18 protein-coding genes and 1 pseudogene are annotated in these 25,174 nt (G+C 64.9%); 6 read left to right on the plus strand and 13 right to left on the minus strand.

Annotation, left to right across the window (positions count from 1 at the left end; genetic code table 11):
• Positions 1–19: 19 nt before the first annotated feature.
• The 8 genes from AC1DBQ_RS01130 to AC1DBQ_RS01165 all read right to left on the minus strand — a co-directional run bounded on the left by AC1DBQ_RS01130 (position 20) and on the right by AC1DBQ_RS01165 (position 7,474).
• Positions 20–1,123 (minus strand): sugar phosphate isomerase/epimerase family protein, encoded by a 1,104-nt coding sequence (locus AC1DBQ_RS01130; protein WP_476926732.1) that lies wholly within the window; start codon positions 1,121–1,123, stop codon positions 20–22.
• The gene (locus AC1DBQ_RS01135) at positions 1,120–1,515 is read right to left on the minus strand and encodes a C-glycoside deglycosidase beta subunit domain-containing protein (protein ID WP_476926733.1); all 396 of its coding nucleotides are present in this window, start codon (positions 1,513–1,515) and stop codon (positions 1,120–1,122) included. Before AC1DBQ_RS01135 ends, AC1DBQ_RS01130 begins: the two co-directional genes overlap by 4 nt.
• Before the next feature lie 66 nt (positions 1,516–1,581).
• Positions 1,582–3,144 carry a GMC oxidoreductase gene (locus tag AC1DBQ_RS01140; protein WP_476926734.1) on the minus strand — a complete coding sequence of 521 codons (1,563 nt, stop codon included), beginning with the start codon at positions 3,142–3,144 and terminating at the stop codon, positions 1,582–1,584.
• The gene (locus tag AC1DBQ_RS01145; protein WP_476926735.1) at positions 3,141–3,917 is read right to left on the minus strand and encodes a TIM barrel protein; all 777 of its coding nucleotides are present in this window, start codon (positions 3,915–3,917) and stop codon (positions 3,141–3,143) included. The genes AC1DBQ_RS01140 and AC1DBQ_RS01145 overlap by 4 nt, the downstream gene beginning before the upstream one ends.
• Before the next feature lie 31 nt (positions 3,918–3,948).
• Entirely contained in the window at positions 3,949–4,320 is a 372-nt protein-coding gene (locus tag AC1DBQ_RS01150) for a nuclear transport factor 2 family protein (RefSeq protein WP_476926736.1), read from the minus strand.
• 6 nt (positions 4,321–4,326) lie between these two features.
• On the minus strand, positions 4,327–5,163 hold the full coding sequence (locus AC1DBQ_RS01155) for a carbohydrate ABC transporter permease (protein ID WP_476926737.1): 837 nt from the start codon (positions 5,161–5,163) through the stop codon (positions 4,327–4,329).
• 3 nt (positions 5,164–5,166) lie between these two features.
• Positions 5,167–6,126, minus strand: coding sequence for a carbohydrate ABC transporter permease (locus AC1DBQ_RS01160; RefSeq protein ID WP_476926738.1), 960 nt, complete (start codon positions 6,124–6,126; stop codon positions 5,167–5,169).
• Between the two features lie 52 nt (positions 6,127–6,178).
• Entirely contained in the window at positions 6,179–7,474 is a 1,296-nt protein-coding gene (locus tag AC1DBQ_RS01165; RefSeq protein ID WP_476926739.1) for an ABC transporter substrate-binding protein, read from the minus strand.
• Between the two features lie 233 nt (positions 7,475–7,707).
• Here AC1DBQ_RS01165 and AC1DBQ_RS01170 point away from each other — a divergent pair, with 233 nt between their 5' ends.
• Positions 7,708–8,652, plus strand: a complete 945-nt coding sequence (locus tag AC1DBQ_RS01170; RefSeq protein ID WP_476926740.1) for a LysR family transcriptional regulator — start codon at positions 7,708–7,710, stop codon at positions 8,650–8,652.
• 62 nt (positions 8,653–8,714) lie between these two features.
• Here AC1DBQ_RS01170 and AC1DBQ_RS01175 read toward each other — a convergent pair whose 3' ends face one another.
• Both AC1DBQ_RS01175 and AC1DBQ_RS01180 read right to left on the minus strand, forming a co-directional pair.
• Entirely contained in the window at positions 8,715–10,193 is a 1,479-nt protein-coding gene (locus AC1DBQ_RS01175) for a sugar phosphate isomerase/epimerase family protein (RefSeq protein WP_476926741.1), read from the minus strand.
• A 30-nt stretch (positions 10,194–10,223) separates the two neighbouring features.
• Positions 10,224–11,516: a C-glycoside deglycosidase beta subunit domain-containing protein gene (locus AC1DBQ_RS01180; protein WP_476926785.1), complete on the minus strand. Its 1,293-nt coding sequence runs from the start codon at positions 11,514–11,516 to the stop codon at positions 10,224–10,226.
• A gap of 179 nt (positions 11,517–11,695) precedes the next feature.
• Here AC1DBQ_RS01180 and AC1DBQ_RS01185 point away from each other — a divergent pair, with 179 nt between their 5' ends.
• Complete coding sequence (locus AC1DBQ_RS01185) at positions 11,696–12,253, plus strand: hypothetical protein (RefSeq protein WP_476926742.1); 558 nt, start codon at positions 11,696–11,698, stop codon at positions 12,251–12,253.
• Entirely contained in the window at positions 12,250–15,135 is a 2,886-nt protein-coding gene (locus tag AC1DBQ_RS01190) for an ATP-binding cassette domain-containing protein (RefSeq protein WP_476926743.1), read from the plus strand. The genes AC1DBQ_RS01185 and AC1DBQ_RS01190 overlap by 4 nt, the downstream gene beginning before the upstream one ends.
• A gap of 248 nt (positions 15,136–15,383) precedes the next feature.
• On the opposite strand, the gene AC1DBQ_RS01195 is transcribed toward AC1DBQ_RS01190, so the two are convergent.
• Complete coding sequence (locus AC1DBQ_RS01195) at positions 15,384–16,163, minus strand: N-carbamoylsarcosine amidohydrolase (protein ID WP_476926744.1); 780 nt, start codon at positions 16,161–16,163, stop codon at positions 15,384–15,386.
• 308 nt (positions 16,164–16,471) lie between these two features.
• Here AC1DBQ_RS01195 and AC1DBQ_RS01200 point away from each other — a divergent pair, with 308 nt between their 5' ends.
• Positions 16,472–17,275, plus strand: a complete 804-nt coding sequence (locus AC1DBQ_RS01200; protein WP_476926745.1) for an IclR family transcriptional regulator — start codon at positions 16,472–16,474, stop codon at positions 17,273–17,275.
• 153 nt (positions 17,276–17,428) lie between these two features.
• Here AC1DBQ_RS01200 and AC1DBQ_RS01205 read toward each other — a convergent pair whose 3' ends face one another.
• Positions 17,429–18,241 carry an IclR family transcriptional regulator gene (locus AC1DBQ_RS01205; protein ID WP_476926746.1) on the minus strand — a complete coding sequence of 271 codons (813 nt, stop codon included), beginning with the start codon at positions 18,239–18,241 and terminating at the stop codon, positions 17,429–17,431.
• Between the two features lie 369 nt (positions 18,242–18,610).
• Here AC1DBQ_RS01205 and AC1DBQ_RS01210 point away from each other — a divergent pair, with 369 nt between their 5' ends.
• Together AC1DBQ_RS01210 and AC1DBQ_RS01215 are read left to right on the plus strand one after the other, a co-directional pair.
• Positions 18,611–22,477, plus strand: coding sequence for a hydantoinase B/oxoprolinase family protein (locus AC1DBQ_RS01210; RefSeq protein ID WP_476926747.1), 3,867 nt, complete (start codon positions 18,611–18,613; stop codon positions 22,475–22,477).
• Positions 22,478–22,595: 118 nt separating this feature from the next.
• Entirely contained in the window at positions 22,596–23,960 is a 1,365-nt protein-coding gene (locus AC1DBQ_RS01215; protein WP_476926748.1) for an MFS transporter, read from the plus strand.
• 269 nt (positions 23,961–24,229) lie between these two features.
• On the opposite strand, the pseudogene AC1DBQ_RS01220 reads toward AC1DBQ_RS01215, so the two are convergent.
• Positions 24,230–24,891, minus strand: a pseudogene (locus AC1DBQ_RS01220) (glycogen debranching N-terminal domain-containing protein); the annotation flags it as partial.
• Between the last annotated feature and the right edge of the window lie 283 nt (positions 24,892–25,174).

Here is a 25,174-nt window from a genome sequence, read left to right on the forward strand (position 1 = left end):
TTTTTTGGTTMCTTCGTTGTCAGCCGCGGACGGGCTGGGCGAGATGGCTGTTGAGGACGCGGCGCGCCTCGGAGGCGTCGGTGATCATGGACGAACCGGCGTTGGCCGCGGCCGAACGCTGGACGGCCTGCTCGCCGCGGATTATGTCGAACGGGTCCTGCCAGTTGTTCCAGTGCCAGCCTTCGTATTCGCTGGAGATTGCACCGGAGTAGCCGTTCTCGACGAGCTGCCGGACCAGGTCACGTACCGGTACCGAGGGCTCTTCGCCGTCCTCGTCGATGCCAAAGAACTTGCMGTGCACGTGGCGTACCCACGGCATGATCTCCAGCCACGTGTCCAGCGGCGCCGGACCGAAGAGACCTGTTCCGTTGATGGCGAAGTCGATCCCAAGGTCCGGCCGGCCGTTGCGCGCTGCCAAGCCGATGAAGGCCCCGAAGCGCTCGCCATGGACCTTTTGTGTGTTGGGCGGTCCTTCGGCATGGAAACCGTTCCACAGGTCAACCACCTGCCGGAGCAGATCCTCCGAAGCGCCGCGCCGGCGGTACGCCTCCAGCAGGGAGGGCGCAAAGCCCGTGACGGTKGCACCCCAGTCTGCGGTGAAGCCAAGTAGAGGGGAATCAAGTTTCTCGTAGCGGTCGCGCAGGGCAAGGACACGCTCGTGGGCGCCGTGCTGGTCAGCGTGGACTTCCAGGGCCAGGGTGACCCCGTACTGCTCCGCCACGGGCAGCAGGCCTTCCATGGCGTCAGGAGTCAGCGAGATCTGTACCCGGGCGATCGGGAAGCCGAGCCGGGCGGCCACTTCGATCTGCTTGCGCATGTACTCGACCAGCTCGTCGTGGTTCATGAGCCGGTCACGGCGGATGCCCGTGTCAACGTTAACTGCGAGCGAGGTGGGCACCAGGTCAACCTCKGCAACCAGGTCACGGAACTGCCCAACGAAGGTGTCATCAATCCGGTCCGGGAAGCCCCGCAGGCTGGAGAATCCGATGACCTCAAGGCCGGGGCCGAAGCCTTCGGCCGCCACTTTGCGGATCAGGCCATCGAGGTCGTACTGCCGGGCGTGGGAAGCCCGGGTGAAGCTGTAAAGGGTGACGCCCTGGATCGGCGTGCCGGGGCTGGTCATCGCTGTGCCACCTTCATGGTCTTGGTGTCGTGCTCTTCGATGTGCAGCACGCCGTGGTCGGTGATGATGTACGGGATGTAGAGCTTCAGGTCGACCCGGACCTCGTGCTCAGCCTGCTGATCCGGGACGGGAACGTCGCCCGAAAGAACGGCCGAGTCCAGGGGAAACCACCATTCGCCGGTCTCGTCCACGAGTTCCTCGAAGCTGAAGGTGCGGTTGTTCATGGTCCAGCGCAGCGAGCCCTCCGGTGCGCTGACGCCGTCAACGCTCAACACTGCCCCGGCAATGCACGAACCCGGCAGGGCCCTGTACCAGGGGATGCGGACTTCGACGGCTGTGCGGCCGTTTTCGGTGGTGAGTGTTCCCTGCTCGATAATGCGGTCGGCGATCATCGAGACCTCCTTGTCTGCGGCATGTCTTGCCTGTGCTTGAACAGAGTGGCGTGGGCCACTTCTTCATTATTTAGTCAGTCTAATGTCAGATTCAGACATAAGTAAAGAGCTGGTGATTTCTTCCGCGATCCTTCGCGCACCGCGCACCGCGAGCGCTACCGCCGTCAGCGTGGGATTGCACGCCGTGGCGGTGGGGATAACGCCGTTGCCGGCCACAAAGAGGCCGGGGACCTGCCAGACCTGGCTGTCCGGGGAACAGACGCTCTCGCCGTCGTCCGATGCGCCCATGCGCGTTGTGCCCTGGTAGTGGAGCGAAGACCCCGGCGGGAGGACGAAGGGGCGCTCGTCGAGCGGTTCGCCCACCGCCTTKCCCAGCCGGACGATTTCCTGCCGGGCACGTTCAAGCACCTMGTGGTCGCGACCCGTGAGGCGGTAATGGATGCGCATGGCGGGCATTCCGTATGAGTCGCGGGCGTCGTCGTCGAACGCCACCCGGTCCTCCCGCTGAAGGTCCTTGGCGCAGAACAGGCCCAGCCCAACAATCGATCCCGGGACAATGGGGTCATCTTCGGCCAACGGGACAGGGGACGCATCCAGCTGCATGATCTGGCCATGGAATGGTGCGTCGTCAGTGTACGGAACCCACGCCACCCCGCTTTGCTCGCTGAGCGTGCCGTCCGCGGCCGCCGGGCCATGCTCGGCCTCGACGTCACGCAGCCTGCTCGCGAACACCACCTGCGCCTGGTCGTTGAGATAACGGCCCAGCGCGGCGGGCCTGATTCCGGAAGCCCACAGCAGTTGCGGCGTGCGCAGGGCATCCGCGCCCACCACAACGTAACGGGCAGCCACCTGATGGCTCTCCCCGCTGCGCCGGTCCTGGACTTCAATGCCGGCAGCCCTGCCGTCGTCATCTACGAGCACGCGGGTCACCAGCGACTCGTCGAAAAGTTCAAACTGCGGGTTTTCCCGGGTCGCGTCTCCCATGACGACGTCGGAGCCTGACCAGACAAGGCCGCCGTCCTTCCGGCGGTGCACGGCGAGCGGCATGGGCTGGACGCGTTGGGCCCGGTCCCGGCCCTCATCCACAACGGCTGCAAGGCGTCCGCGGACGAGGTCCGAGAACGGGGCGCCGTCAAAGGCGTGGGTGGTCACGCCCAGCAGGCGGTCTGCGTCCTCGAGAAGCTGCTCCAGGTCCGGCAGGAATGCGATGCGCTCCTGCCCGCCCGGGCGCGGGCAGGCGGCGGTCCAGTGGGCAGCCATGCCGCCCACGTTGCTCGACATGGCGGCGACTGGCATCCCGTCTTCTCCGGGGAACGCGTAGCCGTCCGGCAGCAGGTAAGTGCCGGGCCGGGCTCGGCGCTCCCCGCTTTTGACGGCGCCGGGTGAATTCACCGTTTCCGCGCCGGCTCCGGGGCCTTCCGATGCCCGCTGGGCAAGGCTGCGGCGTTTAGCGTCCCCGATGTTCTTCACGTGCGCCCCGGGCGGGCTGCTGACCGTGGGACCCCCTTCGAACATGGCGATGGTGGCGCCGGGCKCCTCCTCGCTGAGGATTCGCGCGTACGTTGATGCCGTCGGTCCGCTGCCAACGATGGCGACGTCKACGGTGTCGGGGTACCGGCGGCTGCTCATCGCCCCGCCACCAGTTCCTGGATGCGGCGCACGGACTTTGCCGAGTCAATAGTCGGGTAGTACTCGAGCCCGATGGGGCCGGAGTAGCCGCTGTTCTGCAGGTCTGCGAGCCRGGCGGGCCAGTCGATGGATCCTGAACCCGGCTCCCCGCGGCCCGGGGCGTCRGCGATCTGCACGTACTTGATGAGGCTGGCGGCGTTGGCGAGTTCGGCGGCCACGTCCTCGCCTTCGACGGTGGAGTGGTACAGGTCGTAGAGGACGCCGAAGTTCGGGGAATTCACTCCCCTGGCCACGTAGACGGCTTCCGCGGTCCGGTCCAGCAGCGCCCCGGGGTGGTCAACCCTGATGTTCACCGGCTCGAGGACCAGGGTGATGCCGGAGCCCTCGATGTGCGCGACGCCACGGGTGAAGATCTCGATCAGTTCGTCAAGCTGGTCCTGCCGCTTGCGCCCGCCGAAGCCGGTGCCGCTGCCCACCACGATGCGTGGGCAGCCGAGCTGCTGCGCTACCGCCACGCCGGCGTCCAGCCCCTCGTAGAAGGGCTCGTGGTTTCGGGGCGGGATCATGAACTGCATGCGCGGTTCCGCGAGCTGGGCAGTGAGCTGGACTCCGGTTTCCTCGAGTGCGTCCTTGAGGGCCGGAATGTCCTTGCCCGTCGGGCCCCACATCTCGACGGCGTCAAAGCCGGCGGCGGCCGCAGCGCGGACCCTGTCCGCGGCGCTTTTGTCTGATTCGGCGAACAAAAGGTCAATATTTGGCGAAAGCTGGAACATGGGTGTCTCCTGGAGAGTTGAAAAGGGTGGTCTAGAACATGGGGTGGTCGTGGACCGGATGCTCCGGAACGGGTTGAAGCACGTCCCAGTGCTCCACAATGCGACCGTTTTCGAACCGATAGATGTCGGCGACGGCGGCGTCGGGACGCCCGGGACCTGAAGCGCGTACATGCACCATCGCAAGGTCACCGTCCACCAGGATGCGCTGGACCTCGAACCGGGACTCCGGCGATCCGTCGAACTTCGGTGTCAGCAGCCTGACTGCCGCCTCAGGCCCGTCAGGAATAGTCGGGTTGTGTTGCCGGTAGTCGCCGGCCACAAGGAAGTCGAAGGCTTCACGCACCCGTTTTTGGGTGTAGAAGATCTCCACGAAGCGCTCGAACGCTGCGCGGTTGTCAACCATCGCGGGTCAGCCCTTCAGACCGCCGGAGAAGCCCTGGATGAATCGCTTCTGGGCGAACAGGAAMAGCGCCAGGATGGGAATCATGGAGACGATCACGATCGCGAAGATCGAGTTCCACTTCGAGACCAGGGAGCCGATGTAGTAGTACATGGCCACCGGCAGCGTCTGGTTTGCAGAGCCGCCCAGGAAGATCAGCGAGGTGAAGAAGTCGTTCCATACGATGAGTCCKGCGAAGATGGTGACCGTGCCGGTGGCAGGAGCCATCATGGGGAACACCACCTTGGAGAAGATCTGGGACTTGCTGGCGCCGTCGATAGTGGCCGCTTCCTCATAATCTGTGCCAAGACCCCGGAAGAAGTTCGCGTACAGGAAGATCGACAGCGGCAGGAGCATGCCGGTGTACAGGATGATCAGGCCMCATGCCGACCCCGTGAGGCCAATGGCACGCGCACCCATGTAGAGGGGCACGGCGCCGAGCTGGCCGGGKAGGATGATGGCAATGAGGAAGAGATAGTACGCGCCTTTGCTCCAGCGGCGGGTGTTACGGGAGATCACATATCCGGTGATTGAGCCCAGTGCGATCAATCCGACTATGCTGCCCGCGGTGATGATGACACTGTTCACAAGGCCCATGACCACGTTGGAGTTGCCCGTGGCCGTCAGGACAGCCACGAAGTTGCTGAAGTCCGGGCTCTTAGGCGGCGCGAGGGGCGACGTCGTGTACATCTCGCTGTCAGGCTTAAGGGCTGTGGTCACCAGGAAGTAGAACGGGGCGAGGAAGATTAGCGCCAAAGCCCAGAGACCAATTTCCCGGAGCAAGGTGAGTTTGGTGTAGCGGAACATTTGTTAGTCCTCGGGGTTCGATCGCGTCAGCCGCTGCTGGAGAACGGCGAAGAACAGGATGATGACGGCCAGCACTAGGGCCAGGGCGGCACCGCCACCGAAGTTCCCGAGCGCGAACGCCTGCTTGTAGACCTGGGTGGCCAGCGTTTCGGTTGCACCMGCCGGCCCTCCCCCGGTCAAGGCCATGATGGGGTCGAAGACCCGAAGCCCCTGGACKATTCCCAGGGTGGTCGCAATGGCAATGGCGGGTCGGATAGCCGGCAGCGTGACGTTCCGGAATCGCTGCCACAGATTGGCGCCGTCAATGGCGGCCGCCTCCTCGACTTCCACCGGCACGCCGGCCAGACCGGCCATGAAGATCACCATGGCGAAGCCGGTAGAGCTCCAGACAAGGACCACCAGCACCGTCCAGATGGCCCACTGCGGGTCCGCGAGCCAGGGCTTCGCGAGGTCGCCGGCGCCTATCGAGGTCAGGAAGACGTTGATCGGACCGTCGAAGTCGAAGATGTACTTCCAGATGTAGGCCGTGGCGAGGGGGCTGAGCACCACGGGCATAAAGAAGAGAGTGCGGAGGATRTAGCGCGTCTTGAGGACCCGGTTCAGGCCGAGGGCGATGATGAGGCCTGCGACGCTGCCGAGGAGGACCGACCCAAAGGCCAGGAAGAGAGTATTCAGCAGGGCGCCGAGCTTGGTGGGATCCTTGAAAATCGCTTCAAAGTTCTGCCAGCCGACCATTTTGAACGAGCCGATGCCTGTCCAGTTCGTGAAGGCGAAGAAGCCGCCGATGCCGGTCGCCACGTAGTGGATGGCGATGACAAGGGCAATCCCGGGCAGCGCCCACCACCAGTGCCCGAACTGTAGGCCCCTGCCCCGGGGGCGGGCCTTTGGCTCCGCCCCCGGAGTGCGCTTGCCTCGCCGGGGTGCTTCAGCTGCTTCGCTTTTCGGTTGCATCGTCGCAGTCATGGTAATCCTTGCTTATCCCTTTGAGTTCTCGGAGCTTAGTGATGTGAAGCTGTTACTGGTCCCAGGCCGCATCCATCGCCTGCAGTACCTGGTCGGCAGTCTTCTGGCCAGTGATGAGACCCTGGACGCCGGTGGCGAGTGCATCGTACACGGCCGAGTTGGGCCACTGGCTGTTMGGCAGCGGGCCGTACTTTCCGCCCTTGATGAGATCACCGACGTTCTTGTATGCACCGCCGCTGAAGTCGTAGCTGTCCAGGCCGCTGACCGGGAGGGCGCCGTCGATTTCTGCGAAGGCCTTCGTCTGTTCAGGCTGCGCGGCCCAATCGAGGAAGGCCTTCGCCGCGTCCTTGTTCTTGGACGCCGCGTTGATGGAAAACGCGTAGTTGGCACTGGCAAATACGAAACCCTTATCCGAGCTCTGCTCTGCAGGGAGCCCGCGCACATCGAAATCCGAGTCGGCGGCCGCAGACTTCAACTGCTTCCAGCTGGGGCCCGGGATAAATCCAGCAACGGAAGTTCCGCTGGCAAGGCCCTTGGTGATGGCGTCGAAGCCGGCACCTGCGGCGCCCTTCTGGAAGCAGCCGGCGTCATTCAGTTTGGTGACCGCCTCCAGCGATGCCTTCCAGCCGCCCGAGCCGGCGAAGGTGGTTTCCTTGGCGGTACGCTTTTCATTCCACTTCGGGTCCTCCGCATAAACGCGGGAGGCTGCGAGCGACATTGCCATCAGGCCGGTATTTGGAGCGGCGGAGCCGGCCAGCGCGAAGAACGACTTGCCGGACGATTCGAGCGTTTTGCACTGCTCCTCGAGGGAGGAGAAGTCTGACGGGAAGTCAGCGATGCCGGATGCTTTGGCGGCGGTCTCATTGGCGACCATCCCGACCACGGTGATCTCCGGGGCCTGGCCATAGACTTTTCCGTCCGTTCCAAAGAGGGCTTCGCTGCCCGTGGGAACAAGCTTCTTGGCGGCKTCGTCCAAGGGCTCAAGGAAACCGGCCTGAACGAGGGGCAGGATGCTGCGGCCGGTGCCGGAACCCGGTGCGGTCACAACGACGTCGGACGCGTTTCCGGCCTGGAGCTGGGTCCGCAGGGTCTGGTCGTACGAGTCATTGGGCTGCGGGTTGAACGTGATCTTCACGTTGGGGTTCGACTTCATGTAATTCTCAGCCAAGACCTGGAAGGGGCTCTCAATGGTGTTGGAGGTGGCGAACGACAGGGAAAATTCCTGTGAGCCTCCAGCGGAGGAATTGCTGCCAGCGGGGGCCGAGCAGCCGGTAAGGACGAGGGCTGCGATCGTGGGGACGGCGAGGGCGCCGACCTTGAGGCCCGAATAGCGACGGTGCTGTGTCATGTCCAGCCTTTCTGACTTCGTTGTCGAAAATATCCGAGGCCGTGACCCCGGTCACTCATCAGTATGCAAGAGATGTGCCTAAAACGCACATAAGTCTTACCGATGATAGACATAAGTCGTACGGGGGGCGGGCGGAAGCGCCTGCATCGAGAAGTCTGATGGCGGCCACCCAACTTATCGACGCCGCTGATACACTGGCCCCACTTAGTTCACCGTTGAAGGATTGCCGTGCCGTGATGAATCATGTCCTGCTATCCCGACTCGACCTCAACTTGCTGATTTCGCTGGATGCCCTCATTACCGAACGCAGCGTGACCAGGGCGGCCGAGCGGCTCCACCTCAGCCAGCCGGCGCTCAGCGCCTCGCTCGCCAGGCTCCGATCCCACTTCGGGGACCCGATCCTGGCCCGTCGCGGAAATGCTTACGAGCTCACCCCCTTCGCCCTGCGGCTCGCGGAGCACACCACCACCGCGCTCGAAGCCGCACGCCGTGTCTTCGAAAGCCAGGCCACCTGGGAGCCCACGGAATCCGAGCGTGAGTTCTCCATCTACGGCTCGGATTACGGCTTCACTACCATTGGCCGGGTTGCTTCCGAGCTTGCAGCCGAGCGGGCGCCAGGGGTCCGCTTCCGATTTATGCTCCACAATCCGATGGTGGTGGAGGATGCCGCCAACCGCCTTCGTTCCGTGGACGGCATATTGATCCCCCACGGGTTCCTCACCGGGCTCCCCTACCTGGATTTGTGGAGGGACGGGTGGGTGGCCGTGGTCTCCTCGTCCAACGAAGCCGTCGGCGATCGCATCACCATGGAGAACATCGCCGAGCTTCCCTGGGTGATGACCTATCAGACCCGCTCAGCCTCAACATCGGCGGAACGGCAGATCYAGCAGCTGGGTGTTGAACCGCGGGTGGACGTGGTTGTTGAAAGTTTCCAGTCCTTGCCGCACTTTGTAGTGGGAACCAACCGGATCGCGCTCATCCAGGCGGCGCTGGTACCGTTCGCGCTGCGGATCGGCGGAGTGCGGATCCTGCCGCTGCCCTTCGATGCCACTCCGCTGGTGAATGCCCTGTGGTGGCACCCCGTGCACAACCGCGATTCGGAACATGAGTGGATGCGGGGCCTCTTCAAAGAGGCCGCTGACATCGTGGCAGCCGCCGCAACAAACGAAGCCCCTTAAATGCCTCGATGCCCACCCATTTCTGGACGGGCATCGAGGCTATGGGACGTTMGGTTGCAGCGTCAGGCTGATGCCAGCGCCGTCCGCATGCTCTTGCGGATGAGGTCGTGCTGCTGACGGACCAGCAGCAGCGGATCCACCTCGCCAAGCTCGGCGAAGGCGTGGCCCTCCCACTCGCTGGACCAGTAGCCGCGGTAGCCGCCTTCGACGAATACACGGACGAGTTCCGGATAATCGATGGCCGGCTCGTTACCCTGGCCATCAATGTCGTAGAACTTCGCGTGGACGTGCATGATTTGCGGCATGATGTCAGCMCACTCCTGGGGGCTGACATGGCCGTGCATGTTAAAGGCCAGGTGGGCGAAGGACCCAAGCCGGGCAGGATCGAAGTCGCGTCCGCGCAGGTAGGCAATGAACTCCTCCTGCCGCACCCGCATCGGGGCGGCAGTGGCCCATATAGCCTGCAGTCTTTGGACGGCTTCGTCGTCCAGCCCGGCACGGCGGACGGCACGCAGGAGCGTGGGAGACATGCTGTGCATGGTCGAGGAGAAGTCAGCMACGAAACCCAACAGTGGCGAATCAAGCTCCGCATAGACGTCGCGGACCTTMATGATCTCCGGCGAGTTGGGCCCTAACGGGGCATGGATCTCGTAGGCAAGTTTGAGTTCGAGGTCCTCGGCGAGCGGCAGGAGCCGGCGAAGAAGCTCCGGCTTCGCGCTCTGGATGCGGACCAGCGGGAAACCCAGCTTCTTGGCGCCGCGGAAGAGCGTCTGCGTGAACTCGTACTCTTCGTCCGGGGTCATGTCACGGTCCCGGCGCCGGCCCATATCCAAGTTGGCGCCAAAGGAGCTGGCCGTGAAACCGTGTTTGTCGAAGGCCTCCTGCCACGAGCGCGCGAAGTCGTCCGTCACGTTGGGATAGGTAGGCAGGACTTGAGAGGCCACGATCTCGATCCCGGGGCCGATCCMCAACTCCGCCACCCGGCTAAGCAGACCATCAAAGTCGTACCAGCCGGCACGGAATTCGGCACTTGCCGAGTAGAGGGTGAGCCCGAGGGCGAAAGGATCCCCCTCAGCTTTCGACGGAGGCGGGGTGACCGCCGTCGCCAGCTCCGGGGCCGCCGCCGCCTTGTCCGTGACGGTCAGCTCCAATGTCTGGTTGACGAAATTGGGGACGTACATGCCGGGACCGCCGTCCTGGCCGGGGGCAATCTGCATGTAGGGCAGGCGCAGCTCACCGGTGAGCTGGATGGTGTGCTGCTGGCCCAAGGCAACAGGACTCTCCGTTTTAGCGATGAGCAGAGGATGTTCCTGGAGGAACCAGAGAGTCTCGCTTTGCGCGGGCAGGTCCGGGAGCGCATAGCGGATACCGCCCAGTTCCAGGGTCAGGTCCCCGGCGGGGATTTCCTGGCCGTCGACCGTGAGCCGGAGGCTGGAGACCGAGGAGAGCCACAGGCTCCGGTACCACGGAAGCGTCAGGRCCAGCGCGAGGCACTCGGGGTGGGAGCGGAGGCTTGCATCGTCAAGAAGTCCGTTTGGCATGGTTGTCTCTTTGCTGGGAGGTGGGATGGGTTAGGTAAGTCCGCTGGCGATGCGGCGGATCAGGGCGTGCTGGCGCCGCACCTGCTCGACGGCACGCCAGGGAGTGCGTTCGCCTTCGTATTCGCTGGAGAGGTAACCGGTGTAACCGGAGTCCTTGAGGGCCTTGAGCACGGGCAGCCACGGAATCTGCTGGTCTTCCAGCTGCTCGTTGATGTCGTGGAACTTGGCCTGGACGAACACAACGTACTGTGCGATGTCCGCGAAGTCGGCGGGATTGACGCCGATGCCGTCAAGGAACGCGKGCCGCGCCTCGCGGGTTTCCCCTTCGCGCAGCGGGATGGGCCGGTCCTGGAAGATCCCGGTATCGATGAGGAGCCCGAAGTTCTTGGTGCCCGTCCGCTCGATGAGTGCGATGTAGTCCTCGACGACGGGGTGTTTGATGGGCGTTGGCGAATGGATCTCCGGGCAGATGATGATCCCCAGCTCATGGGCCAGATCAAGGGAGCGTTCCACGGACTCGGTCCAGATGGGGTCCGGGACCAGGTCGCTGGACACGACGCCGATCTTGGGGCGCACGAACCCGAAACCCAATTGGCTGGCAAGCCGCAGGTCCCGTTGCAGGGCATCGGCGCCCTCGGCAACGGTCATGGTTCGGCCCGGGTGCAGACGGGTGTCAATCCAGGAGCCGTAGTTCGTGGGCTCCAGCGAGTACTTCTCCAGGAGGCCGCACCAGTTGTCGATCCAGGCGGGGGACGGTTCCGGATAGCCGGGGATGTGGCCCTCGCCGAGGATCTCGACGCCGGTGGCGCCCACGTCCGCGACGGCGGCCAGCGCCGTTTCCAGGTCCACGACCGTGCCGTAGTCGCCCATGAAGCTGTACAGGGAAACGCCGTAGCGGAAGGTGCCTTCGCGGCCTTCCGGCGCGAGCGTCACCTTGCGGCTGGTCCGGGCCACGGTGGGCTGGTGCTCCAGCGGGATGTAGGACATGCGCAGCCGCAGCTCGATTGAGAGCTCGTGGACGCCCTGGGGGAGGCCGCCGTCGAGGGGTACGGTCACCAAGGCCGCTTCCTCAAGGGGCCAGCGCACGCCGTCGCTGTTCCAGAGCTGCTGCAGGGTGTAGGTCCGYCCACCGAACGTCCAAAGCGGAACGTCAGGTCCGACGTCGACGATACTGCCAACGCGAACGGCGATGCCGTCGATGAGGGACGCGGCCATGCCCCGGTAGGAAGGCATTCGCACCCGGAACTGAAAGCCGGTTACGCGTCCGCCCTCCGTTACGTTGCGGAAGCCGACGGATTGGATGAGGTCTCTTTCGAGAAGCATCATTGCTCACTCTCTCTAGGTGCAGAATCCAGAGTAGCAATCATTCCGCCTCTTTTATACTTAAGTTAGCGTATATTCGACAAAACTGTGGCTCCCGCGACTTGGAATGCATTAGAGACCTCACGTCACACAACGCCACGGCATCCGGATCCGGACAAGCAACGCCCTACCCTTGACGGGTGACATTGACTAAATTCCGCACCGCCGCCGCGAGCTCCATCGCCGCCGCAGGTCTCCTGTTTGCCCTCGCCGCCTGTTCGACGCCGGCCGCCACCCAGCCCACCTCCTCTGCACCGGCTTCCCCGGCAGCAACTTCCTCCAGCGCCGCCTCCGAGCCCTGCACCGGCGTGAAGGTCATCACCGATTCGGGCGCCCTGAAGCAGGCTGCCGCTGACACGTCCGTTTGCGTTCCCGTGGACKCGCCGACTCTCGCTTCCAAGGTGCTCGAAGATGCAAAGGTGAAGATCGAAGGCACTGCCGCATATMCCAAGGAACTGGTGTGCCGTGTGAACGGTGTACCCGCCGCAGACTTCGACATCGCCCACAAGGGCGGCACGTACCGGGAAGACTGCAGCAAGATKCCCGCCGCCTTTGCCTACTGGGCTCTCTGGGTCAAGCCGACCTCCGGCGCCTGGGCATACGCGCAGGAAGGCCTCGGCACCCTGAAGGTCAACCCGGGAGAGAGCCTGGAACTGCTCTTCACGGTCGACGACGCACCGGGCGCACCCGCAGCATGACCTTTCGACCCGCGCCGTTACGCGCAGCGGCGGCTCTCGCCGCCGTCTTCATCGCGGCTCGGGTCCTCTACCGCATTCTCTTCAATGGGGCGGGCATCGGTGAGCCCGTTCTGCTGAACATGCCGCCGGTGCCGCTGCCTGCCCCGTATGCCCATGTGGTCCTCCTGGGCCCGGTAACGGCGCCTGGACTGTGGGCGGCGGTCTTGTCCGCCCTGCCGATCGCTGGAATGATCCTCGGCTTCGGCATGCTCAACGCCTGGGTGGACGTGGCCMGCGGCTTCCGGCACCTGGCCCGCGGCGGCCCCCTGCAGGGCACGGCCCGGACGCTTGTGGTGGCTTGGGCGGCGCTCCCGGCGCTCTCCGACGCCGTAACCTCCGTCCGCCTGGCTTTTCGATTGCGGGGCGAACGCTTCGGACCCCGTGCCCTTGTTCCCGTGCTCGAGCGCACCCTCGAGCACGCCGGTCGGGTGGCCGCGGCCCTGGAGTTGCGCGGCTTCGGCAGCAGGACAGCACATGAACCCGCCCCCGGTGCCGAAGCGCCGGTTCTCATCCCGGACGCACAATTCCGCATTGGTGACACGCAGGTGCGCGTCACCGGGTTCACGCCGTCGAGCGGGTCAATGACGGTCATTACCGGGCCAACGGGCTCCGGCAAGTCAACGATCCTGCGAGGTATCGCGGGCCTCCTCTCCCACGTTGACGGTGGAGAAATTTCCGGCACGGTGCGCGTCGCCGKAACAGACCGTGCCGCCACGCCGCCGCGCGATACCGCCCGCCTCATCGGCGTCGTATTGCAGAACCCCCGCGCCGCATTCGCCACCACCCGGGTCCGGGACGAAATCGCCCTCGCACTCGAGCTGCGCGGCGTGGCTTCCGGTGTCGCCAAGGCCCGGGTGCTGGAGGTCGCGGAGCGCATCGGAGTGTCGGCGCTGCTGGACCGGAATGTCAGCACCCTCTCGGCGGGTGAGGCAACGCTCGTAGCCATCGCCGCCGCGGTGGTGGAGCATCCGGCCCTGCTCCTGGTTGACGAGCCCCTGGCAGACCTTGACACCGCAGCACGCGGACGCGTCATCGCCGTCCTCGACGCCCTCGCCMGCGACGGGGGTGTCTGCGTCATCGTCGCGGAGCACCGGGCGGACTCGCTCGTACCCGTTGCCGACTCGTGGTGGACCATTTACGAGGGCACGTTGGTGCCCGGTGTCGCGCCCTCCGCTTCGGCCCCGGCTGCTGCCTACCCAATGCCCGTTCAGGAAACGGAGCACGCACCCGTACTTACTGCGACAAACCTCGCGGTGCACCGCGAGGGCAAGMCGCTGGTGCGCGACGCATCCCTGGCCCTGCACCGCGGTGAAGTGGTCGCCCTGGTGGGGCCGAACGGGGCCGGGAAGTCGTCCCTCCTTGTGGCGCTCGCCCTGGGGGAAGGCACGCCCGGTGAAACAGTCGACGGCGGCCGCGTGGCCCTCGTGCCGGACGCCTCCGACGACCTCTTCACGAGGGACACGGTGGCTGGAGAGCTCCGAGCAGCGGAGCGACGGCGGGAACGTGACCCGCGTCGTTCGAACCGGCGTCGCCCGGGTAATGACCAGCTTCCGCCAAGGCCGGCGGAATCGCGCTTTGCACGCCTGCGGGGAGACGTCCGGATGCCCATTGGACACATGCATCCGCGGGATCTCTCTGCCGGGGAGCGCAGGATCCTTGCCATCGCCCTGCAGACCACGGATGACCCGCAGGTACTGCTGATCGACGAGCCGAMCCGCGGGCTCGATTACGAKGCACGCACAGCCGTCGCGGCGGCGCTCCGGGCCGCCGCGGACGACGGCGCGGCGGTCCTGATCGCCACCCACGACCTCGACTTTGCCCGCGGCMTCGGCGCCCGGATCCTCCCGATGCGCGACGGCGTCGCCCCATCATCCGTGGCAGAATCCGCCCCGGCCAGTGTCCCCACAACACAAAGCAGCACAGCACAACACACCGCCGCACCACGCACCGCGGCGCCGCGGTTCATCGACCGACGGCCAGACAATCCAGGTGCAGCAGCAAAGGCCCGCCACATCCGGATGCCGCGCGGCGTAGAGTTCGCAGTCCTCGCGGCCGCAAACCTTCTTGCCTTGGCAGCGTTCTGCTGGCCGTTGCTCGCCGCAGCCCTCCCGGAGGATGCCGCCGCGGCCCTCCCCTACGCGGCGCTGGCCATCGCGCCGCTCGCCGCGGTCGCCGTCGCGGTGTCGCTCGACGGCTCGGTCCGCTCCGCTCACACGGTGGCGTTGCTCGGCGTGCTGGCCGCCATTGGCTCGGCAGTGCGGGTGGCGAGCACCGGCGTCGGCGGTGTGGAGGCGGTCTTTATCCTGCTGATTCTGGCCGGCCGAGCCTTCGGCGCCCGTTTCGGTCTGCTCCTCGGCGCCGCCACCATCGCCGTGTCCAGTGTCCTGTGGGGTGGCATCGGGCCCTGGTCACCGTTCCAGATCTTCGCCTGCGCATGGGTGGGCGCAGGGGCAGGCCTGCTCCCCCGCAGGGTGCGGGGCAAAGCCGAACTATGGATGCTGTGCGGCTACGGGGCCCTGGCTTCCTACGCGTTCGGCCTGCTGACCAATCTGTGGTTCTGGCCCTTCGCGGTGGGTGCCGGCACCGGCATTTCCTACGTGCCCGGCGCGCCGCTGGCCACCAACCTCAGCAGCTTCCTGCTCTACACGCTCCTGACCTCCACCGCCGGATGGGACACCTTGCGTGCCATCACGACGATCATCGGAATCACCCTGGTGGGGCGGGCCATTCTCGGCGCACTCCGGCGGGTGAAGCCGGTCTCCAGCGCGGGCGGCAACGACCGCGGGCAAGCCTCGCGGACGCACTCCGACCAGGCCAGGGACCGGCTTCAGCTCCGGGTCTGAGGACACCGCCGAGAGACCCAACCCGCGCGCTGCCCCGAAACTCGGGGCGCTACTCGCGACCCTAAAGACAAGGTGGTTTTTTCTTACCCAGTTAGCCATCCGATGCACCCGCCGAGCGATGAAATCCAGCACTTCATCACCGCAGCCCAGCCCGACCCGACGACAGCCGGCACCCGCTGAGGGGTGCCGGMTGTCGTCGGGTCGGCCCGGGGGTGCCGGGCCGCGGGGCTCCGAGAGTGCGGTGCGGCTTAGGCCGGATCCGCGGGGCACGCCACCTCGGGCTGGGGATCCGAGAGGGTCTTCGGGACCGTGTCCTCGAACTGCGGGAGGCGGTTCAGGTAATCCACCACCGAATCCGTGGACTCCACGTCACCGAACTTGTTGTCGATGTCGTAGAGGTTCCACTGCACGACGCCCGGGACGCGGTCGCCGATGGTCTCCCTGGGGATGATCGGGCGGAAGCCCTTCGCGATCGCGTCCTCGACGGTGTGGCGCACGCACCCGGCCGCGGTCGCACCGGTCACGATCAGGGTGTCGATGCGGTTGGAGGTCAGGAAGAGCTCGAGGTTCGTCCCCGGGAACGCCGAGGCGCGATTCTTCTCGATTACGACGTCGCCTTCCGCGGGAGCAATGCGGTCGTCGATCTGCGCCCAGTAGGAATCCGCCGGAAGGGTCTCCGTGGGGATCTTCGAGTACCACAGACCCATGTCGTTCGTGCCGGAGGTGGCGTCGCGGTTCCGGTACACGTTCGTGGTGTAGAAGACCGGGACACCCTTGGCGCGCGCGGCCTCGTTAATCCGCTGGACGTTCGGGATGATCGTCTCCATGCCCGGGCAGCTGAACGGGTGGCCCGGACGGGTCCAAGCGTTCGCGAGGTCGATGTGGATGACGGCGGGGCGGTTGCCGTAGCCGATCCGACGCTTGAAGCCTCGCTCGTTGTAGATGCTGGTTCCGGCTTCGAACGCCTCCTCCAGCACTGCTGCAAGACGGGCTTCGATGTCGTTGAACGTCTCTGTCTCTGTTGTCATGGTTCTCTCTCCACTCTCTCGGCTGTTTGTTTCTAAGGTAGCAACGAGGTTGCTGTAGTGGATACTGTAGCGCACGAACCGGCACAGCACCATAGGTGCTCAGAGTCTGCATTTCCGCCCGCCCAACTTCCCGATAGGGCGAGCATCGGCGCGTGCGTTGCTCCTGCTGTCCGGCGAAGGTCCGGTTCGCGGCCTCGCATTGCCGTCCGCAATATGGAACTGACACCCTGAGTGAGGCGGGTACAGATTGCGGCATATGATGGCACCAAAGAGTGGGCGGGATAGTCACGTAGCGCGAAAGGATGAAGGTGGCAGGCAGGCCGAGGCAGGATAACGGGCAGGTCCAAGGGGCTGCGGCGTCGCTGTTGAACGGTCTTGCCGTACTGGAAGCCTTCTCGGTGCAGAATCCGGTTCTTGGTGTGACTGAGGTTGCCCAGCGCGTTGGCCTCCACAAGAGCACGGTCTCCCGCATTCTTGGCGGTCTGGCAGAAGCTGGATATGTCCAGCGGRATGAGGAGTCGGGGCGGTATCGGCTCGGCCTGAGTCTCCTTGCGTTGTCCGGCCCTTTACTGGCGGACCTGGATGTCCGGCGTGCCGCGCTTCCCTATTTGGAGCAGTTAACCGAAAGCACTCAAGAGACCAGCGCAATCTCGGTCTGGAATGGTCACGAAGCCATCGTCGTGGAGCAGGTTGCCAGCCCGAATCAKGTCAAACACACTGCCACCATCGGAACCCGGTACAACAAATTCGAGAGCTCTTCGGTGCGGGTTTTCCTGGCGGAACTGGCGCCGGCTCTCGCGACGGAACTGATCGGATCCGGGCAGATCCTACGCACGGCAGAAGATGGTTTGCCGTTGGACCACACCGCCCACCTGCAGGAAGTAGCCCGCCAGGCATACGCAGTTAACGACGGCTCGACTACGGAGGAGGAGTTTGGGGTCTCCGCTCCGGTTCGGGATTACCGGGGCAAGGTGGTTGGGTGCATCACTTCATCCGCTCCCCGTTCCCGTGTGCACAAGCACGACACCAAGGATGCCCTGGTTCAAGCCGTACAAAAGGCCGCCTCGGAAGTATCCACCCGCTTGGGCTGGTCGGCCTCGCTTCCGGGGTGATTCATCCACGCAGTTAGTCGAACGTCAGCCAGCAGCTGCCAATTTCGAAGGGGTGGCCCCGCTTGAGGTTCCGGCGGTCCTTGCTCTGGCAAACCATCGAGGATCACGGCTCGCAGGCCCATCCGCTCCTGCCTGGATCAGCCAACAGCGCCGTCAGCGACCTGGATCGGTTCCCCTCGGAACACTGCCCAACCGTGTGGACACCCGCGCCGCGGCCTCTAGCACGGCTTCGCGCAGGATCGACTGACTCTGCAGGTGCTGCACTCGGGATCGGGGYGCGCTGGCCGTGATGCAGCCGACGACTTCGCCCCGATAGTCCCGCACAGKAGCGGACACGCCGTATTCCTCGTAAGTGGTCTCGCCGTCGTTGACGGCGAAGCCGTCGTCACGTACGCCGACGAGCTCTTCGTGGGCCGAGTCTTCGAGACCGAGGTAGCCCTCCCGCAGGACCGTCCGGTCGGCAAGCAGACGGTCGGTCTCCTCGGACGGTAGTTCGGCGAGGAACACGCGAACTGAGGAGCTGGCGAACTTGTTGTAGCGCGTGCCGATCGCCGCGCTGTGCTTGACCTGGTGGGTGGAAGCCGTCTGTTCCACGACAATCGCGTTGCTGCCGTTCCAAACTGCAATCGCGGCCGTCTCGCCGGTGGCCTGTGTGAGTTCTTCGAGGTGCGGCAAGGCGGCACGGCGGACGCTAAGCTCGGCCAACAGTGGTCCGGCCAGGCCGATCATCCCCAGCCCGAGGCGGTATCGCCCTGTTTCCTCATCGCGCTGCACGTAGCCGGCTTCGTCCAGGCCGCTAAGCATCMGGGAGACCGTGCTCTTGTGCAGGCCAACGAGCTCGGAGATCTCCGTGACGCCCAGGAGGGAACGCTTGGCGACGGAGAACGCTTCGAGAACCGTAAGACCGTTAAGCAGCGATGCCGCCGCCCCTTGCGGTTTGTCAGTGGTTGTTTGTGGGTCAAGCATGGGTTCTCCCTCTCCAGGCGCTACGCGCAGTCACCGTAGCAGCCATCGTACGGTGTGCCGGCTGTGCCCCTACCCACMTTGCTTGGCAGAGGCCTTGCCGGATCCTTCCGAAAAGCTGCTCTCCAGCACTTAGGAGGCTGACGCAAAAGGKAAGTCCCAAGAAATGAAGGTCAAAAGCATTGCGTGTTGTTCATAAGGGAACTAAATTGCTTTCTAAGCAACGATGTGAGCTACCGCACATCGGATTGCGGGACCGKACCCCCGGCCCAACGGACTAGCTCCAACCCCGGGTKAATCCGGGCCCGGCCGAGAGGCCCCCGGCTTTTCCTTCAACCCAGTCCTGAACCAAACTTTCGAAAGGACCCCCTTATGAAGCGCATCGGAGTAGACGTCGGCGGTACATTTACCGACTTGTATTTCTCGGACGACGATCAGCGCATCGCCGTTGTGGAGAAGGTTCCCTCCACCCCGCACGACCCGTCCGAAGCCGTTATCTCGGGCATCAAGAAGCTCTGTGAGAAGGCCGGGGTGTCGCTTTCGGAGATCGACCAGCTGGTGCACGGGACCACGGTCGCCACGAACACCGCGCTGACGCACACCGGTGCAGAGGTCGGGATGATCACTACCGAGGGTTTCCGGGACATCCTGCACATCGCCCGTCACAAGAAGCCGTACAACTTCTCCCTCCAGCAGGATCTGCCCTGGCAGACCAAACCCCTGATCAAGCGCCGTCACCGTCTCACCGTCAAGGAGCGCATCACTGCACCCAACGGCGACGTCTTGGTTCCCCTGGACGAGGACGAGGTCCGTGAGCGCGTACTCGAGCTGAAGGCGGCCGGAGTCCAAGCCATCGCCGTCTGCCTGCTRCACTCCTACCTGAACCCCGCCCACGAGCAGCGGATCGGGGAAATCGTCGCGGAGGAGTTCCCCGAGGCCTATCTGTCCCTTTCCAGCGAGATCGTGCCCCTGTACCGGGAGTACGAACGGTTCTCCACCACCGCACTGAATGCCTATGTTGGGCCCCGGGTCTCGCGTTACCTCTACCGCCTGCAGGAGCAGGCCGAAGGATTGGGTTACAAGCGGGAGATCCTGCTGATGCAGTCCTCCGGCGGCATGGTCCCCATCAAGGAGGCCGCCAAGCGGCCCGTCACACTGATGATGTCCGGACCGGTCGGCGGCCTGATCGGCGGCATGTGGGCCGGGCGCCAGTCCGGCTTCGAAAACGTGGTCACCCTGGACATCGGCGGTACCTCCGCGGACATCGGTGTTGCCTACCAGGGGGAACTGCGCATGCGTCACCTCCTGGACACCAAGATCGGCGACCACCAGGCAATGGTTCCGATGGTGGACATCGACACCATCGGCGCGGGCGGCGGCTCCATCGCCTACGTCGACGCCGGCGGGGTCTTCCGCGTCGGTCCCCAGTCTGCCGGCGCCGTCCCGGGCCCGGTCTGCTATGGCCGCGGCGGTACGGAGCCGACATCAACTGACGCCCAAGTGTTGCTGGGGCGGATGCGTCCTGATCGTGTCCTGGCAGGCTCAGGTATGGATATGGATCTCGAGGGCGCCCGAAAGGCCATGGAAGGTCTGGCGGAAAAACTCAACATGTCAGTGGACCAGGCCTCCCTCGGCGCCTTGCAGATCCAGAAGTTCGGCATGACCCAGGCAATCGAGCAGAACTCCGTACGCCGCGGCTACGACCCCCGTGACTTCACCCTCGTGGCGGCAGGCGGTGCCGGCGCACTGTTCGCCTGCGAGATCGCCGCGGAGCTGGAGGTCCCGAAGGTACTGATCCCGGCCCACCCCGGCATTATGGCCGCGACCGGCCTGCTGGCCACCGACCAGAAGTACGAGTTCGTMGCCACCAGACGGTTCACGTTCGCCAGCGCGGACCCCGCCGCCATCCAGGACTCCTATGAACAGCTGGAGCGCGACGCCAACGCCCAACTCGATGCCGAGGACGTCCCAGCCGGCCGCCGCAAGCTCGAATGGCTCGCGGACGCGCGMTACGAGGGACAGGGTTACGAGATACGCTTCACCGCACCCGAAGGGCCGGTCAACCAGGCCTGGCTGGAAAAGGCCGAGGCAGCCTTCCACGACGCCCACTTCGAGGAGTACGGCCACCGCTTCAAGAACGGCACCGTGGAAGTCATCAACATCCGTGTCGAGGCCAGCGCCGTGATGGATGACCTGCCCACGCCGGAAGCGATCAAGTCCGGTTCCCTCGCTGACGCCCTGGTGGAAACCCGCCCGGTGACCTTCGAACAGGATGGCAAGCCGGTCACCCTGGACACCCGCTTCTACGACCGCGACAGGATGGGCGTGGGAATCACCTTCACCGGCCCCGCCATCATCGAGCAGTACGACTCCACCACAGTTATTCCTCCGGGATTCTCCGGAGCGGTGGACGCAGCCGGCAACCTCGTCATCGACTGCCCGGCCGCCACCCAGAGCGCCGAGAAACTGGCCACCCCGATCCTGATGCGCGTGATCGGCGGCGCCCTGAACTCCGCAGCCAAGGAAATGGCCTCGGTGCTGTTCCGCATGGCCTACTCCTCGATCATCCGCGAGTCCGAGGACCTCGGCGCAGGGCTGTTCGATAAGGACGGCAACGTGCTGGCCGAGTCCGACTCCACGCCAATGTTCATGGGCTCCATGCCCAAGATCGTCAAGGGCGTGATCTCGGTCCTCGGMGACGACATCCACGACGGTGACATCATCCTGCACAACGATCCGTATCTCGGCGCCACCCACTCCCCCGACGTGGCGATCATCGAACCGATCTTCCACGACGGGCAACTCGTCGGCTTCGCCGGCGCCTCGGGCCAGCTGATCGATAACGGCGGTGCGTACTCCGGACTGATGGTGGACATCCAGGACATCCAGTCCGAAGGCACCATCTTCCGGGCGGTGAAGATTTCCGAGAAGGGCGTCCGCCAGGAATCGCTGATCCGGCACATCCTCAACAACACCCGGACACCCACCTCCAACGAGGGCGACTTCCAGGCGATGATCGCGGCCTGCGAGCTGGCCAAGTCCCGCTACATCGCCCTCATCGAGCGGTACGGCTTCGGCGCGGTCCGCGAAGCCGGCCAGAGCTGGATCGACTACTCGGAGCGGATGCTGCGCCAGGAGATCGCCAAGATCCCCGACGGCGTCTACGAGACCGAGGTCGGCTACCTGGACGACGACGGCCGCAACTACGGCAAGAAGCTGCCGATCGTCGTGAAGGTGGTCGTCGAGGGTGACGAGATCACCTATGACCTCACGGGATCCTCCGAACAGGTGCCCACCGCCTACAACTGCGCCTTCGAGGGCACCACGGTCTCGGCGTTCACGTTCATCACCCGGATGATATTCCTGGATGAGGTTGCCTTCCCGGTGTTCGTGCCCCAGAACGAGGGCATGCTCAAACCGCTGAAGGTCATCGCCCCGGAGGGCACCATCTTCAACCCGACGTACCCGGCCGCGACCTTCTCGCGGTTCTCCCAGGTGCAGCGGGCCGTCGACCTGGCCCTTCGGGCCCTCGCCCCGGTCATCCCCGAGCGCGTCACCGCCGGCAACTCCGCCCACATCCACTTCATCTCCTACTCAGGATGGGACGAGAAACAGGGCGAGTACTGGGTCTACCTCGAGGTCAACGAGGGCTCTTACGGCGCCCGCGCTACCAGCGACGGGCCGGATTCCGTGGACAACCTCATTGCCAACACCCGCAACAACCCGATCGAGGAGCTCGAGTGGCGGTTCCCGATGCGCACCGACCGCTACGAACTGCGTTCCGAGCCCGCGGCKGCCGGCGAGTTCCGCGGCGGGATCGGCATCGTCCGGGAAAACACGTTCCTGACCGACACCGCGATCACCTGCGAGGGTGAACGCCACGAGTCGGACGTGCCGTGGGGCGCATTCGGGGGCCATGACGGCCTCAACGGATCGCTCGTGAAAAACCCCGGTCGGGCGGGCGAGGAGTCCTGGCCGTCCAAGGTCACCGGTCGTCAGCTGCTGGCCGGCGACTCCCTCCAGATCACCGTGCCCAGCGGTGGCGGTTTCGGTGACCCGCACAAGCGGGACCCGCTGAAAGTTCTCGAAGATGTGCTGGAYGGCTTCACGACCGCCGAGGCGGCCGCCCGTGACTACGGCGTGGTCCTCAAGGAAGTCAACGGCCAGCTCACGGTCGATCTGAGATCAACCGCCGAACGCCGCGAGGTTTTGGTCGCCGAGCTCAGTTCGGCAACCTGAGCCAAGCGCAGCAGTAAAAGGGGCGGTCTGGAGCCAGTTGGTGACGCTGGTCTCCAGGCCGCCCCCTTCGTTCCGTACTGATCACATCCCCACCCATCCCCGTGAATTAGGAACCGTTATGACMACTGCCCCAACGTTTCAATTTGTCGAGTCTGATGTCACGCCCAAGGACGTCCGGCTGGCCACCTGGATTTGCTTCTTCGCCTGGACCTTCGCTGTCTATGACTTCGTCCTGTTCGGCAACCTCCTGCCGATGCTGGCCTCAGACCTCGGCTGGAGCGCGGCCCAGTCCACCGGGACCAATACCTGGGTGACTGCAGGAACTGCACTCGTGGCCTTCGGAATGGGTCCGGTCGTCGACCGGATCGGCCGCCGCAAGGGCATCCTGATCGCCGTCATCGGCGCCGCCGTCGCCTCACTGCTGACGGCCACTGTCGGCTGGGTTGTGGGCATCGCCGCCGGCCTTGGACTCGTCTTCCTCATCCTCGTGCGTTCACTGGCCGGCCTCGGCTACGCCGAACAGGCCATTAACGCTGCGTACCTCAACGAGATGTTTGCCCACAACAGCGATCCCGCCAAGGCCCGCCGCCGAGGTCTCATCTACTCACTCGTCCAGTCCGGCTGGCCGGTCGGCTCCGTCCTGGCCGCCGGGTCCGTCTACCTGCTGTTCCCCGTCGGCGGGTGGGCGCTCTGCTTCGCCGTGGCCGCCATCCCCGCCGTCTTCATCGTCATCGCCGGACGCTGGCTCAAGGAGAGTCCCCAGTTCGGCCACCGTCACCAGATCKACAAGATGATCAAGGACGGCCGGGTGGAAKAGGCGCAGCAGCTTGGGGAGAAATTCGGAATCGACGTCTCGGAGAAGGCCAGTCCACTCGTCTCGGTCTTCCGCGGGGAATCGCTGCGGTCCACCCTGACGATCGGCGGGGCCTTCCTCCTGAACTGGCTTGGCGTCCTTGCATTCGCGATCCTCGGCACCTCTCTACTTACGGCACCGGACGGCAAGAACGTCGAGTTCGACAACGCGCTGCTGGTCCTCATCATCTCCAACGCCACCGCCTTCGCCGGCTACCTGTTCCACGGCTGGCTCGGCGACCGGATCGGGCGCCGCAACGCGATCGGGATCGGCTGGATCCTGTGTGCCGTCTCCTTCTTCACCATGCTCCAGGCACCGAACGGGAACTTCCCGCTCATCATCGGGCTGTACAGCGCCGGGCTGTTCTTCCTCATCGGCCCCTTCTCCGCCCTGCTGTTCTTCACCGGCGAAAGCTTCCMCGTMCACACCCGGGCAACGGGAAGCTCCATCATCAACGCCTCCGRCCAAGTCGGAGCGATCATCGGCGGCCTGCTCATTACCGCCACCCTCACCGCGGGAGCCGGCTGGATCAACGCCACCCTATGGTGGGGCGTCCTCCCCATCCTGGCCTCCGGCCTGCTCATCTTCGCCGCCCGAAACGTCGACCCCAGCAAGGTCCGGATGGACTGACAGGGCCGAACCCGCACCGCAAACGCCATCCGCACGGCGGGAACTCCTGGGGTCCAGGAGTTCCCGCCGTGCGGAGAACTTTAATCGGTAGGCTCCTACGCTTCTTTGCGCAGCCTGGCCTGCTCTACCAGCCCGGTCATCCATGGCCGGTGCCCGCGGTGAAGCACCATGCCCTCGGGCAGCCCCTGGACGGAGGCAGTGGAACCGKAAATATCGAAGGTTGTTGGGCCACCGGCCATGGGCGCATTGGTGATGTGCGGGACGCCGTCCCGGTCCGCGTTGGGCAGCAGGGCGGCAACGGGCTCCTTGGCGAACCCCCAGCGGCTGACGGCCCCAAGCACACTCACAAACAGCGGGGTCGCGTCGACGCTGCCATGATATTCCGGCTTCCGCGCAAGGACAGCCCGCCGACGACGCCGAGACGGACCTCGTGCAGGATCTTGCCGGGTCCCTCCTCGCTCATCGGGTCCAGCGCCCGGCCCTGACGGTCGGCCAGCGTCTGTAGCGTGCCCAGGGCCAGGGACGGGTCCACGGGAAGTGCCATTTTCCGAGGCCCAGAGTGAGTCGCGGCCAACAGGGTCATAAACCACGGCGCCCGGCGGCGACCACCACCCTGGCCGGATGTTCGGGGTCCTCGATCCTGAGCGCGCCCAGATCGTCGTAGCTGCGCTGCAGGCTTCGTACGATGGAACGGTTGCCCATCTGCAGTGCAGGAATCCTGGCCACCCACTCCATCCGGGCTCCAGTAGCTGGCCGTTGACGGTCAGACTCCAGCCGGACGGGATGMGCGTGTCCTGGAAGAAGACCCATGGGGCAGTTCGGGTTGGATGTCCCCGTTCGGCAGCGAGATGCAGAAGGACGAACCTTCCACCAATGTGATTGTCCCGGCGCCCATCGGCCCGGCCGCCGTATCGGCATTCCATCCAGCCATTTCCCGCTCCCCCAACGGATAGGCAGAGCACGCCGGCGCACCGGTCCTTKGTCAGGCTGGCGACCACCGCCGTCGTTATGTTCAAAAACTAGGCGCGTCGGTTCACGGTTGCTAGAGCAGGGCCTCTAAGAATCACAAAGGCGTTGAGTATGCCGGCAATGAGTAGGCCAGGTTTACGCAAACCGTCCCTTCATCCACCAGCGGAATGCGTCGTCGGGATCGGCCCCGGCATGGACAGCCGCTGCCTGGACCTACCCAGGTCCGGACAGCGGCTGGCCTTTTA

Source organism: Arthrobacter sp. 10T413_2 (assembly GCF_056394205.1).